At 31.8% G+C, this 13,191-nt stretch carries 10 protein-coding genes; 9 read left to right on the top strand and 1 reads right to left on the bottom strand.

Annotated elements, in window-relative coordinates:
- Positions 1 to 489: 489 nt before the first annotated feature.
- Complete coding sequence (gene glpK, locus RWQ74_RS00325; RefSeq protein WP_314395733.1) at positions 490 to 1,986, bottom strand: glycerol kinase GlpK; 1,497 nt, start codon at positions 1,984 to 1,986, stop codon at positions 490 to 492.
- Positions 1,987 to 2,749: 763 nt separating this feature from the next.
- Here glpK and RWQ74_RS00320 point away from each other — a divergent pair.
- From RWQ74_RS00320 to RWQ74_RS00280, 9 genes are all read left to right on the top strand, one after another.
- The gene (locus tag RWQ74_RS00320; protein ID WP_314395731.1) at positions 2,750 to 3,163 is read left to right on the top strand and encodes a hypothetical protein; all 414 of its coding nucleotides are present in this window, start codon (positions 2,750 to 2,752) and stop codon (positions 3,161 to 3,163) included.
- 2 nt (positions 3,164 to 3,165) lie between these two features.
- Positions 3,166 to 3,894: a peroxide stress protein YaaA gene (yaaA, locus tag RWQ74_RS00315; RefSeq protein ID WP_314395729.1), complete on the top strand. Its 729-nt coding sequence runs from the start codon at positions 3,166 to 3,168 to the stop codon at positions 3,892 to 3,894.
- A 264-nt stretch (positions 3,895 to 4,158) separates the two neighbouring features.
- The gene (locus RWQ74_RS00310) at positions 4,159 to 4,629 is read left to right on the top strand and encodes a flavin reductase family protein (RefSeq protein ID WP_314395790.1); all 471 of its coding nucleotides are present in this window, start codon (positions 4,159 to 4,161) and stop codon (positions 4,627 to 4,629) included.
- Between the two features lie 18 nt (positions 4,630 to 4,647).
- Entirely contained in the window at positions 4,648 to 5,235 is a 588-nt protein-coding gene (locus RWQ74_RS00305) for a flavin reductase family protein (RefSeq protein ID WP_314395727.1), read from the top strand.
- A 45-nt stretch (positions 5,236 to 5,280) separates the two neighbouring features.
- On the top strand, positions 5,281 to 8,550 hold the full coding sequence (locus RWQ74_RS00300; protein WP_314395726.1) for a DNA polymerase III subunit alpha: 3,270 nt from the start codon (positions 5,281 to 5,283) through the stop codon (positions 8,548 to 8,550).
- 131 nt (positions 8,551 to 8,681) lie between these two features.
- Positions 8,682 to 9,644: a 6-phosphofructokinase gene (gene pfkA, locus RWQ74_RS00295; protein ID WP_314395723.1), complete on the top strand. Its 963-nt coding sequence runs from the start codon at positions 8,682 to 8,684 to the stop codon at positions 9,642 to 9,644.
- A 110-nt stretch (positions 9,645 to 9,754) separates the two neighbouring features.
- Positions 9,755 to 11,194 (top strand): pyruvate kinase, encoded by a 1,440-nt coding sequence (pyk, locus tag RWQ74_RS00290; RefSeq protein WP_314395721.1) that lies wholly within the window; start codon positions 9,755 to 9,757, stop codon positions 11,192 to 11,194.
- A 919-nt stretch (positions 11,195 to 12,113) separates the two neighbouring features.
- Positions 12,114 to 12,386 (top strand): autorepressor SdpR family transcription factor, encoded by a 273-nt coding sequence (locus RWQ74_RS00285; RefSeq protein WP_314395719.1) that lies wholly within the window; start codon positions 12,114 to 12,116, stop codon positions 12,384 to 12,386.
- Positions 12,373 to 12,987 (top strand): DUF1648 domain-containing protein, encoded by a 615-nt coding sequence (locus RWQ74_RS00280; RefSeq protein WP_314395717.1) that lies wholly within the window; start codon positions 12,373 to 12,375, stop codon positions 12,985 to 12,987. Before RWQ74_RS00285 ends, RWQ74_RS00280 begins: the two co-directional genes overlap by 14 nt.
- Positions 12,988 to 13,191: the final 204 nt, after the last annotated feature.

Raw genomic sequence — 13,191 nt, 5'->3', positions numbered from 1 at the left:
TATTGTCTTTTTTTAATGCTGAGATACATACACCAACTACAGTTGCAATCAAAAGATTTACACCTATAATAGTTTGTATAATTTCAAACGCAGACAATTCGCTACTCCTTTCTTCAAGATTTTAGTGTATGCGAGCATAGCACCATCCCCTTTCATATAGAAGTAGCCACCATCTTTATAGGAAGTATAAAACTCCCTAACTTCTCTCTCCATCTTTGATTATATCAAAAGATAGATTGGGTTTCAAAGAAAAATAAGGGAATTTAAAAATATTTTAAGACTAGTTATAGTTTATAAGAAATTGTTTGTGTAACTTTGTAAGATAATAAAATAATTGCTTTATAAATTTAATTATGTTAAAATAAATTTATAAAGAGGGCACCGTTTTAAAGACGGTGACTCGATAAAGTTATTTTTAAAAAATAATTATCTTATCTCGTCAAAGGGTAATAGCCCCCAAAATTTGGACAAATTTTGGAGGGCTATTTATTATTCCTCTACAAAAATCTGTGTAGCTTTTACTGCACGTTTCCACCCTTTGTAAAGTTTTTCGCGTTCTGCTTTTTCCATCGTAGGAACAAATAGTTTGCCGGCTGTATTTAGGTTCTTAAGTTCATCTAAACTTTCCCAATATCCAGTGGCTAATCCCGCTAGGAATGCAGCACCTAGAGCTGTAGTTTCTAAGTTTTCAGCTCGCGCAACTTTAACGCCTAGGATATTTGCTTGGAATTCTAGTAGATAATCGTTGTTTGCAGCACCTCCATCGACTTTAAGTAAGGGGATTTCTACCTTAGCATCGATTTTCATAGTATCGATTATATCACGTACTTGGTAGGCAATTGACTGCAATGTAGCTTTCACTATATCTTCTTTAGTAGTAGCACGTGTTAAGCCGAAGATAGTCCCACGAGCATCTGGATTCCAATATGGAGCACCTAATCCTGTAAAGGCAGGTACTAGATATACTTCGTTATTGTTTTTAGAGTTGTAAGCTAACGATTCTGTTTCAGATGACTTCTTAATTAGACGTAATCCATCTCTTAACCATTGAACTGCACTTCCAGCGATGAAAATTGACCCCTCTAAAGCATAATAAATTTTTCCATTAATTCCAAAACCAATAGTTGTTAGTAGGTTGTTTTTAGAAAGTTCCATAGTTTCACCCGTATTCATAATGATGAATGAACCTGTGCCGTATGTGTTTTTTATCATTCCTTTATCAAAGGCAAGTTGCCCAAAAAGTGCTGCTTGTTGGTCACCTGCTAGTCCGCTTATTGTAACTTCACCACCGTAGAAATGATAGTCTATAGTTTTTCCGTATACTTTTGAATTAGATTTAACTTCAGGTAGTAGAGATTCGGGTATATTTAGAATTTTTAAAATTTCTTTATCCCAAGTTAACTCTTTAATATTAAATAACATTGTTCTTGCCGCATTTGTGTAGTCGGTAACGTGAGTTTTTCCACCTGTAAGCTTCCAAACTAGCCATGTATCGATAGTTCCAAATAGTAATTCTCCATTTTCGGCGCGTTGTTGTGCACCAGGTACGTTATCTAATATCCAACGTATTTTAGTCGCAGAGAAATAGGCATCGACGACTAAACCAGTTTTCTGATGAATCATATCTTTATAACCATCGTTAACTAGTTTATTAGCTATATCAGCACTTTGTCTACTTTGCCAAACTATTGCATTATAAATAGGTAGTCCAGTTTCTTTATCCCAAATGACAGTCGTTTCACGTTGATTTGTAATTCCAATGCTGTCTATTTGATTCGGCTTTATACCACTTTCGATAAATGCTTCTGCAATAACCGATTGTACTGAATTCCAGATTACATTAGCATCGTGTTCAACCCAGCCAGATTGAGGGAAAATCTGAGGGAATTCCTTTTGGCTACTTGCTATTATTTCTGCTTTTTTATTGAATATTATAGCTCTAGAACTTGTAGTGCCTTGATCTATTGCCATTACATATTTTTTCATACTTCACCTCGAATAATTATTTCATTTATATTATACCATTTTTACAATAAAATCGTAGATAAATAGGACTCTTTATTTGTGATTTTAAATGCTTTAAAGACGTACTTTATCCTGCTTCGAACAAGATTTAGAGTATGTTGAATCAAGTCTAATCTTTTAATTATAGTTATTATTGTCAAAATAGGGAGTGACTCAAAAATCGCGATTTCGAAGAAACAAGATTTTGTCGAGTCACCCCCGCACAGGTTATTAGATATCTAAAAAGCTTTTATAAAGCGAATTTATATATCAATAAACCACTGCGTCTATGAGTTCTCATGTGAACCTTGTTGAATTTTAGGACTTTTGGGTCAGTCCTGTTATGCTTTTTAATTTATTATTACTTATATAAAATCTCTTTAATTAGTTTCATAATTTTTTATTGTTGTATTGATAATAATTTTTTTGTGGTAAATCTATCTTATAATAATGTTAAATATATAGTACAATATATATTATATTCTACTTATATTGAATATTCATAGAAATCGTTATCAAAATAGTAAAGATTGTAAAATGGATTTCAATATGTAGTAATTTTCATTAGTAATTTGTATATTAGATCAGTTCTACTACACTAATAAAATAACAGTATATAATGTAGATTTCTTTGAAATCTAGCGTAGTTATGAATATAGCGTATTATTAGCGTTTTTCATGTTTTTCTTATAAAATATATAGAAGAAGTTTTAAAAAATTTATTATAAATATAGGAGAAAATTAAATGAAAACATTACACCAATCTTTAACAGAATTATTAGCAAAATTAGAAGAAAAAGAAGTACTAAAAAAAGAAAATATTAATACAGAAGACCTTAAAGCTGAGGAACTTGCAAAACACATTCGTGATCGTTTCGCTAAAGAGCATGCAGACTTAGAAATCCGCAGACTTTTAGAAACAGTACACTACGCTAACACTTATGAAGACAAAATTCTTAAAGAAACAGCATTTTTAGTAGATGAAATCAGTGAATATATGTTTAAACTAGAAATTGCTAACCGTGATTTTGTCGTAGGTTACTTTAATACATTAATTATCGATCCAGATATAGAAGCAACAGAGTACAACTTCGTATTAATGGAAGTAGAAAGTTTAATCGAAAACAGCTTCTTAGAGTTACCAGAAGAAGAGGAATAATAATGAAAATCTTAATACCAACAGCCAAAGAATTGAACAAGAAGGCTATTTCATATGGAAAGGTAAGTCTAGGTAACAAAAGTACTGAAATAGTAAATGAAATAGCTAAATTAAGTGTGGAAGACCTGGCGAAGGCCTATAAAATCAAAGATGAGAAGGCTGTGGAAGAATTTTCTCGTTGGCAGGCTATTAAAAATAAAACGGCGAAGAGTTACAAAGCACTGGAGTTATTCAATGGATTGATGTATAGAAATATAGATCGTGCTGGTTTTGATGAGTCTAATAAAAAATACGTAGAAGAAAATGTATTTATTACAACATCTTTATATGGTGTAATAGGCGCATATGACTTGATTCAAGAGCATAGACTAGATTTTTTACAAAATATAAAAGTCGAAAATCAATCTTTAAAAAACTTCTGGCGTGAAGATTACGATAAGAGCATCGAGGGCGAAGAATTAGTTGTGTCATTACTTTCTAGCGAATTTGAAGAAGTATTTTCAAAAGAACAGAGGGATAGATTTATTAGACTTAGCTTTATGGAAGAAAAAGAAGGGGTGCTAAAAGTGCACTCTACAATATCGAAAAAAGCTAGAGGTAAGTTTTTAACTGAGCTTGTAAAAAATAAAGTTTCTTCGGTAGATGAAATGAAACAGATCAAATTTGATGGTTTCGAATATAACGAAGAGAATTCAGATGAAAAGACATTAGCTTTTATAGCGAAAAGATAAAGAACAGATATTAAGTGAGGAAAATAACGTGAAAATAGATATGACTACCAGAAAACTTTATTTTGGATTTCCTGTGATATTAATAGGGTATAAAGACAAGAAATGGGGATATAATGTAACCGCAGGTAGAGGCTGATCCAAAAGTCCTAGATTTTAAAAAAGTTTACAAGGAAACTCATAGACGCAGTGGTTTATTGATATCTAAATGCGCTTTATAAAAGCTTTTTAGATATCTAATAAACTTTGCGGGGGTGACTCGACAAAATCGATTTCTACGAAATCACGATTTTTGAGCCACTCCCAATAACAATTGGATTGGTTGCTGAAAATAATGCTGCTAAAAATATAAAGAAGTATAAGGAATTTACGATAAATATTCCGTACAGAGATATATTAGAAAAAGTAGAACTTGCAGGTTTTAACTCAGGGGAAGATAAGTTAGAAATAGCAGAAATAAGTTATAGTATAGCTAAGCATATAGATGCTCCAATATTAGATGAATGTGTTTTATCGTTGGAGTGCAGAGTAGTTAGTATTATTGAATACGAGGGGTATGCTAATATTATAGGTAGTATAGAAAGAAGAGTAATATCTAAAGAATTAGTTGATGCTAATGGTAATTTAAAATATGATGAGTTTAATCCAGTGTATTTTTTAGGTGATGATGAAAAGAGAAAATATCGTTTTCTTAGCGATGAAAGCAAAGAACTAGGAGATTATATAAAAGGAAAATAAGAAAAAGGACAGAAGAAGATGAAATTAGAAATTAAGACCAGTAAGTTATATTACGGATTTCCAGTAATATTAATAGGATATAAAGACAAAAAATGGAAGTACAATGTGACAGCTTGTAGTTCATCGTATTCGTTAGGAGATATGATTACAGTTGGACTTACAACAGATAGTAATGCGGTGAAAAATATTAAAGAATATGGGGAATTTACCGTTAATGTACCTTGTCAACAAATACTTAGTAAGGTGGAGATTGCTGGCTTCCATTCAGGTCAGAATAAAATTGGTATGGCAGATATGACATATGATCCAGCAGAATATATTGATGCTCCGATTATGGATGAATGTATATTGTCGCTTGAGTGTAAAGTAGAAAATATTTCTGAATTTGGAAATTTCACAAACCTTATAGCATCTATAAAACGTAGGGTTGTTTGTGAGAATCTTTTAGATGAAGAAGGACGTTTAAAATATACACAGTTTAATCCAATCTACTTTATGGGTGATGACAATAAGAGAGTGTACCGTTACTTTAATGAACAGAGTAAAAACCATGGGGAAAACATGGGATGTTCTTCGGAAGACGATTATAACCCACTTTGCGGATAATATAATGTAGTTGAACAAAAATAACGAAGAAAGGAGGATATTAGTATGTATTACAATTTGCAAGTACATAGCGCATATGATTTATTGAATAGTACAATTAAGTATGAGAGTCTATTTTTAAAGTTAGCGAAAGATAATCAGAAATCAGTTGTTATAGTTGATCCGAATATGTATGTGGCGATAAAAGCTCATAAACAAGCTAAAAAATCTGGTATAAATCTGATTCAAGGTTTAGAAGTTAGTTTAGGTTATGGAATTGGGCTTCTAAAATTTAATTTATTGTGTAAATCTGAAAGAATGTTTTATAAATTATTAGAGATTTCTACAAAGTTTATGAATGGAGAAGAGTGGACTGTAGAAGATTTTTCTAATGAAATGATTGATTATAAGGATGATTTTGTCTTAATCGTTGTTGATGAACTTAGAGATAGTATGGAGTTTTCTTATTTAAAGAATTTACTAAATAAGTATGATTTTTATTTCGGTTTTAATGAGAGTTTCCAGGTGAGTACCTATAGTGATTATGATAATATTGTCTATACAAAACCAAGTTTCTATCTAAATAAAGAGCACTATCAGCAAGTCATTGTTAGTCGTGCTATTCGCGATAATAAAAAGCTTAATATACAGGAGCTTACGACTATCTCTGGAGATGATTTTGTCAGAGAACAAAAGGATTTTGAAGAAATCTTGGCTCCAGGAGATGAAGAATTACACATTATTTTTGAAAAATCATTTGCTAATCAAAAGAAAATAATCGATAGCTGTCAGTATGAATTGAACTTTTCAGGATATCACTTACCTAAGTATATTTACGGAGAAAAAGAAGAAATTTTCGCAAAGTTATCTTCTAAAGAGTACTTACACTACTTAGTTCAAAAAGGTGTTAAAGAGAAACTAGTAGGCAAAGATTTGTATCACTATAAAAAACGTTACAACTATGAACTTAAGATTATCGATGAAATGGGCTTTAACGATTACTTCTTAATCGTATATGATTTTGTAAAGTATGCCAAAGATAATGGAATATTAGTAGGAGCGGGACGTGGTAGTGCTGCTGGGAGTTTAGTGTGTTATTTGCTAGATATAACAGAAGCGGATCCATTAGAATACAATCTTCTATTTGAAAGATTTTTAAACAAAGAACGTATCTCTATGCCTGATATAGATATAGACTTTCAAGATACTAGACGTGATGAAGTCATAAAATATGTGGAAGAAAAATATGGTTCTGATAAAGTTGCACAAATTATTACATTTACAACATTCCAATCGAAAAGTGCAGCTAGAGAGTCGGCGAGAATCTTGCAGTTTGATGAACAGACTCTGAAGTTTATTAGTAGTAATATTAGCTCTACAAGAACATTAAAAGAGTGTTATGAAACTTCGGAAACTCTTAGAAGTTTTGTCGCTCAGAGTAATGTTAATAAGCGTTGGTTCAGTATAGCACTGAGTTTAGAGAATCTACCGAAGAATCCATCGGTCCATGCAGCTGGGATAGTAATAAGTGATGATAAACCACTTGTTAACTATGCTCCACTTGCTGAGTCAAACATGACGAAGTACTTAACTCAATGGACGATGGATGACGTAGAGAGTGTTGGGTTATTGAAGATAGATTTTTTAGGTATTAGATATCTTACTATGGTATCGAGTATTGTTGAAGAAATTAGAAAAGAGAATCCAACATTTGATATAACAAAAATAAATTATCAAGATTCTAAGGTCTATGAATTATTTGCAAAAGGTAAGACAGAAGGTATCTTCCAGTTTGAATCGAGTGGGATGAAAGAGAAGTTAAGTATCTTAAAACCTACTGAATTTAATGACATTGTTGCGATGAATGCCCTTTATAGACCGGGACCGATGGCTCAGATAGAAGTCTATGTTCGTAGGAAAAACAAAGAAGAGCAAGTAGTGTATCCACATCCTCATTTAGAAAAAATATTAAAAGATACTTATGGAGTAATTGTTTATCAAGAGCAAATCATGCTGATTGCGGTAAATTTTGCTCATATGAGCCTCAATGAAGCGGATAATATGAGAAGAGCAGTAAGTAAAAAGAAAAAAGAAGATCTTGAGTATTATGGACGAATCTTCGTAGAGAAAAGTGTTGCTGCTGGTTATGACATAAAAGTTGCTAGGAATCTTTTTGAGCTTATTGTTACCTTTGCGAATTATGGTTTTAACAAGAGCCACGCGGTTGTCTACAGTATGCTGGCTTATCGCTTAGCGTATTTAAAAGTTTATTATACTAAGTATTTTATGACAGCTCTATTAAATAACGTAATAAGCAGTGAGAAGAAAATAAATGAGTATAAGCAAGAACTTACGAATTTGGGGATAAATTTGGTGAAGCCTGATGTAAACAGGAGCTTATCTAATTTTAGAGTTTTTAAAAATGATATTGTTTTTGCATTGACTGCGATAAAAAATGTTGGTTATAGAAGTAGTTATGAAATAGTCCAAGATAGAATTAATTTTGGATCTTATCTAGATATAGATGATTTCTTAAAACGAATGAATAAGAAGGTTGATTATCAAGCAGCGGTTTCATTAGTTAAAGCTGGTGCTTTGGATACTTTTGGGTACAACCGAGCTACTTTGATGAAGAAGGTAAATGACTATTATTCAGATAATAGGCAATACATAAATAATGTGCGTGTTGCCTTATCAGCGGAGAGCGGTTTAACGCTAAAGGTGGAAGAGGTAGAAGACTATCCAATCACCGAAAAAATTCAGATGGAAAAAGAAGTGACAGGAACTTATTTCTTAAAACACCCGGTGCAAGTAGAAAAAGAGAAATATTCTTATCTACCACTACAGTACATTGGTGGTGAAGTAAGTGATAGTTATGTAGAAATAATAACGAAAAAAGAAATTAAGACTAAAAATGGTGACTACATGGCATTCTTAACAGTTAATGATGGGAAGAATGATTATGATGTCACGGTTTTTCCGAGTGTCTATAAGTATGCCGATGTATTTATAAAAGTAGGAAGTTTTGCTGTAATGACATTAAAAAAACAGCTTCGCAACGGAAGAGAACAGTACATTTTAGAAAAAATAGCAAGCTTGAAAAATTATAGGGAGTACTGTCTTAGTAATATAAAAATGATTTATACAATTGTTGATGAGGAAATATTGACGCTTTTAAGAGAGTATAAGGTTGACGTTGGAGGAGTTAAGGTAATAGCACTACTTGATAATGATTCTACAAAAGGAACGACAGTAACAATCAATAACGAACATGATTTTGTTCAGAAATTTTTGGAAAAGTTTCCTGGAAAACGTATCAAAATCGCGCACATGTAAAAAATCAAAAAAAATCGAACAAAAATAAAACAAAATTCTGTTTTTACTAGAAAAAATCTTAGAAATATGATATTGTTGATAGGTAAATTTAAAAATAATTAATAATAAATTATGAGGAAGGTAAAGACTACATGAAAAAAATCGCAGTTTTAACAAGTGGTGGAGATGCACCAGGAATGAACGCAGCTGTGCGTGCCGTTGTAAGAACAGCAATCTATAATGGATTAGAAGTTTATGGAGTATATCAAGGATACAAAGGACTAGTTGAAAACAACATTAAAAAACTTGAAGTAGGAGATGTTGGTAATATCATTAACCGTGGTGGTACAATGCTTTATTCAGCTCGTTTACCAGAATTTGCTAACCCAGAAGTTAGAAAAATTGCTATTAAAAACCTAGAAGCTCTAGGAATCGATGGATTAGTAGTAATTGGAGGAGATGGTTCATACCGTGGAGCTATGGCTTTAAGTAACGAAATGAACATTAAGACTGTTGGTGTACCAGGAACAATCGATAACGATATCTGTTGTACTGACTTTACAATTGGATTCGATACTGCACTTAATACTATTGTTGATGCGATTGATAAAGTTCGTGATACAGCATCAAGTCATGAGCGTGCATTTATTATCGAAGTTATGGGACGTAATGCAGGAGATTTAGCATTATTTGCTGGTATTGCTGGAGGAAGTGAAAGTCTTTTAATCCCTGAGAAAAAAGAAGACATAGATGAAGTTGTTGCACGTATTAAAGCTGGAGAAGATCGTGGTAAAAAACACTCGATCATCGTTTTAGCAGAAGGTGTTATGGGTGGTCAAGAGTTAGCTAAAGAATTAAAAGAACGTACTGGTGAAGAAGTACGAGCTACAATCTTAGGACACATTCAACGTGGTGGAACTCCATCAGCTCAAGATAGAGTATTAGCTTCACGTTTAGGGAACTACGCTGTTCAATTATTATTAGCTGGTAAATCAGGGCGTGCTGTGGGTATCCAAAATAATAAACTTGTAAGTACTAAGTTTGAAGATGTATTTGGTGATGTTCATAATGTGGACTTAACTATCTATGAAGTGTCTAAACAACTATCAATCTAGTTTAGAAAAACGTTTTCTTTCTTGAAAAACAACTATTTTTTAGGAAATTATTTGAAAATTTATTGGAAATAAGTTAAAATAATAAAAGATTAAAATTTAAGAGGTGTATTATGATACAGAAAAAAACTAAAATTATTTGTACAATTGGACCTAAGTCTGAAGCTAAAGAAACATTAACACAAATGGTAGAGTTAGGGATGAACGTTTGTCGTCTTAACTTCTCACATGGTGACTACGCAGAACACGGTGCAAGAATCCAAACAATTAAAGAAGTAAGAGAAGCTACAGGAACAAACCTAGCTATCCTTTTAGATACTAAAGGTCCTGAAATTAGAACTCACAACATGGAAAATGATGCAATCATGTTAGAAACAGGAAAAGATGTTATTGTTTCTATGACTGAAGTTCTTGGAACAACTGAAAAGTTCTCAATCACTTATGGTGAATTAGTACACGACGTTAAAGCTGGAGATACAATCCTACTTGACGACGGATTAATCGGATTAACAGTAAACAAAGTTGATGCTGAAGGTGGACTAATCTACACTACTATCCAAAATGGTGGAGTACTTAAAAACAAAAAAGGAGTTAACGTACCAGGTGTATCTACAAAATTACCAGGTATCACTCCAAAAGATGAAGAAGATATTCGTTTCGGATGTAAGCAAGATATCGACTTCGTTGCTGCTTCATTCGTTCGTACACAAGAAAACGTACTAGAAGTTAGACGTATCTTGAAAGAAGAAGGATGCGAACACGTTCAAATCATCCCTAAAATCGAATGTCAAGAAGCTATTGACAATATCGATGAAATTATCGAAGTATCTGATGGTATTATGATCGCACGTGGAGATCTTGGGGTTGAGGTGCCAGCAGAAGAAGTACCAATTATGCAAAAAGACATTATCGCTAAATGTAATGCAGCTGGTAAATTTGTAATCACAGCTACTCAAATGTTAGACTCAATGCAAAAAAATCCACGTCCAACACGTGCTGAAGTATCTGACGTAGCTAATGCAATTTACGATGGAACTGATGCAATCATGTTATCAGGAGAATCAGCAGCGGGTGCTTATCCAATTGAATCAGTTCGTACAATGGCTACAATCGCTAAACGTACTGAAGAAATGCAAGATTACTCTCGTATCTTAAAAGAACGTTCTAAGAAAGTTGTATCTAAAGATATTACAAATGCAATTGGTGTATCTGTAGGATATACAGCTCTAAACTTAGATTTACACACAATTGTAACTTACACTGAATTAGGGAAAACAGCTAGATTAATTTCTAAATACCGTCCAAACGCAGCTATCTTAGCTGTAACTCCAAGTGCTAAAGTTGCTCGTGGATTAAGCTTAGTATGGGGAGTTGATGCTCAAATTTCAGAACAAGCGAAATCTACAGATGAAATGTTAAGAACAGCTGCAAGAATAGCTAAATCTTCAGGATTTGCTAAAGAAGGTGATGCTATCGTAATTACTGGTGGTATCAATACTTCAGTAAGTAATGCTGGAACAACAAACTTCTTAAAAGTTTCTGTAATTGACTAATATAAAAAAAGAAGAATTAGGGAAAGAGTTCCTAGTTCTTTTTTTATTGTTATAAATAATAAAAACAAAAAGTGGCCCGTAATGGACCGCTTTTCGTTATATGAACACAAAATAAAATTTAGGGTAAATTGTTATTTTGTAGTATTGATCGGAATTGCTTCCGACATTAAATTAAAAGTTTATTGTTAAATAAATTTAACAACCGAAAGGAAATATATGACTATAGTATTATAGTCGTTAAAATGGAAGTCGAAAGAGTCTTCCACAGTTTTAAGAACAATCAAATAGATTGCATGAGATATATAGATATATCCCCTTACCTATTAACTCATGAACAATACCACATATTGTTTGGGAAAATGGTCAACTTTTGAAATATTGACTAATTTATTTAATTTGAACTATTCCCACAAATAGATATTTCAGTAATAATTAATATCAAATGCAACAAATAGTATAATTGAAAAGAAATAAAATAATATTAATTATACTCAAATATTTTAATGATAAAATTATCTTACTAACTGTTTACAATTTTATTTTAGCAAATTATAGCTGTTTGTCAAATATAAGGGACCGTTGTAATTTTAAATAGAAAAAATATTGTCTTATATTTATTCTTGTATATACAATTAGGGAAGTTGAAATTTAAAGAATAAGTAAAAATATTTAGAATATGCAAACTTACAGATAATGGCATTTATAAAATATAAAATTATAAAAAAAATATTTAAAGTAAGTTTCAGGAAGGAATTATAGTGAAAGTTAACTTTTGAAAAAGGAAGATAATAATTAGAAGAACTATTTAGAAAAAATTCTAAATAGTTCTTGACTTTAATAGAAGGTGGAGTTATAATCTATTTAGAAAGATATCTAAATAGAATTGCAGTTCGTTATATAAAGGAGTGATATACATGGGATGAGTGAAACTTTAAAAGCAATATCTGATCCAGTAAGAAGAAATATACTAGAAATGTTGAAAGAAGAGAAGAAAAGTGCTGGAGAACTAGCTTCGGAATTTCATTTAACAGGAGCTACTGTTTCTTATCATCTAACTCAGTTAAAAAAAGCGGGTTTAATATTAGAATCTAGACATAAGAATTTTATATACTATGAATTAAATGCCAGTGTATTCGAAGAAGTACTGATCTGGATCTATGGTTTAGGAGGAAAAGACAATGAAAGTAGATAAAAAAAGTTTGTTTTTAGGAGTTGCAATATGCTTGTTACCGATATTAATGGGGATGTATTACTATAATGTATTACCTGAACAAATAGCTGTACATTTCAATCCTAAAGGAGAGCCGGATAATTTTGTGAGCAAAACTCGTGCAATTATTGAGATTCCTGTATTTTTTACGGTAGTACAGATTATAATTTCACTAGTAGTGGATTTTGATAAAACTCCTAAAAAAGGTGCATTAATAATTAAGGGGATTGTGCCTATACTAAGTGTCCTAGTTCAAGGTGGATTAATAGCATATGCTTTAGATAATAATTTTAATGTTACACAATTAACAGCGTTTGTTATAGGTATAGTGTTTATTATTCTTGGTAATTACCTACCAAAAAAAGAATTTTGGGGAAAATATAATTTCAATCTTTTTGGTTTAGAAAAAGGTGTCAATGAGCAAAAAGTGATTAGAGCCTATGCATTGCTTATGACCTTTAGTGGAGTTGCTATATTTATTAGTGGATTCTTTAGTTCAACAGTAGCGTTAGTTTTAATAGTTATTTCTGCAATTACCTCTACGGTTTTACCTTTTTACTTGGTTAAAAAGTATAAAGGTTAGTAGCTTATTGTATTTTAAACTTTTAAAGTAGATTATAGTTGAAAATTATTTTTAGATTAGAGGGGTAGAATTAAAAGTTTTAAATTTCAAAAAAAGTTTGTATGAGAACTTGTAGACGTAATCGTTTATTGATACTTAAATTTGCTTTATAAAAGTTTTTTAAATATTTAACAAGCTTTGCGGGAGTGGCTCGTTAAAATCGAT

It is taken from the genome of uncultured Gemella sp., from assembly GCF_963525165.1.
Lineage (GTDB): Bacteria > Bacillota > Bacilli > Staphylococcales > Gemellaceae > Gemella.
This window is presented reverse-complemented; position numbering and strand designations above follow the sequence as displayed.

Bases quoted from the DNA above. Each gene is read 5' to 3' on its own strand.
- RWQ74_RS00305 (WP_314395727.1), top strand. From the start codon at position 4,648: ATGAAATTAGAAATTAAGACCAGTAAGTTATATTACGGATTTCCAGTA.
- RWQ74_RS00280 (WP_314395717.1), top strand. From the start codon at position 12,373: ATGAAAGTAGATAAAAAAAGTTTGTTTTTAGGAGTTGCAATATGCTTG.
- pfkA (WP_314395723.1), top strand. From the start codon at position 8,682: ATGAAAAAAATCGCAGTTTTAACAAGTGGTGGAGATGCACCAGGAATG.
- RWQ74_RS00320 (WP_314395731.1), top strand. From the start codon at position 2,750: ATGAAAACATTACACCAATCTTTAACAGAATTATTAGCAAAATTAGAA.
- yaaA (WP_314395729.1), top strand. From the start codon at position 3,166: ATGAAAATCTTAATACCAACAGCCAAAGAATTGAACAAGAAGGCTATT.
- RWQ74_RS00300 (WP_314395726.1), top strand. From the start codon at position 5,281: ATGTATTACAATTTGCAAGTACATAGCGCATATGATTTATTGAATAGT.
- glpK (WP_314395733.1), bottom strand. From the start codon at position 1,986: ATGAAAAAATATGTAATGGCAATAGATCAAGGCACTACAAGTTCTAGA.
- pyk (WP_314395721.1), top strand. From the start codon at position 9,755: ATGATACAGAAAAAAACTAAAATTATTTGTACAATTGGACCTAAGTCT.
- RWQ74_RS00285 (WP_314395719.1), top strand. From the start codon at position 12,114: ATGAGTGAAACTTTAAAAGCAATATCTGATCCAGTAAGAAGAAATATA.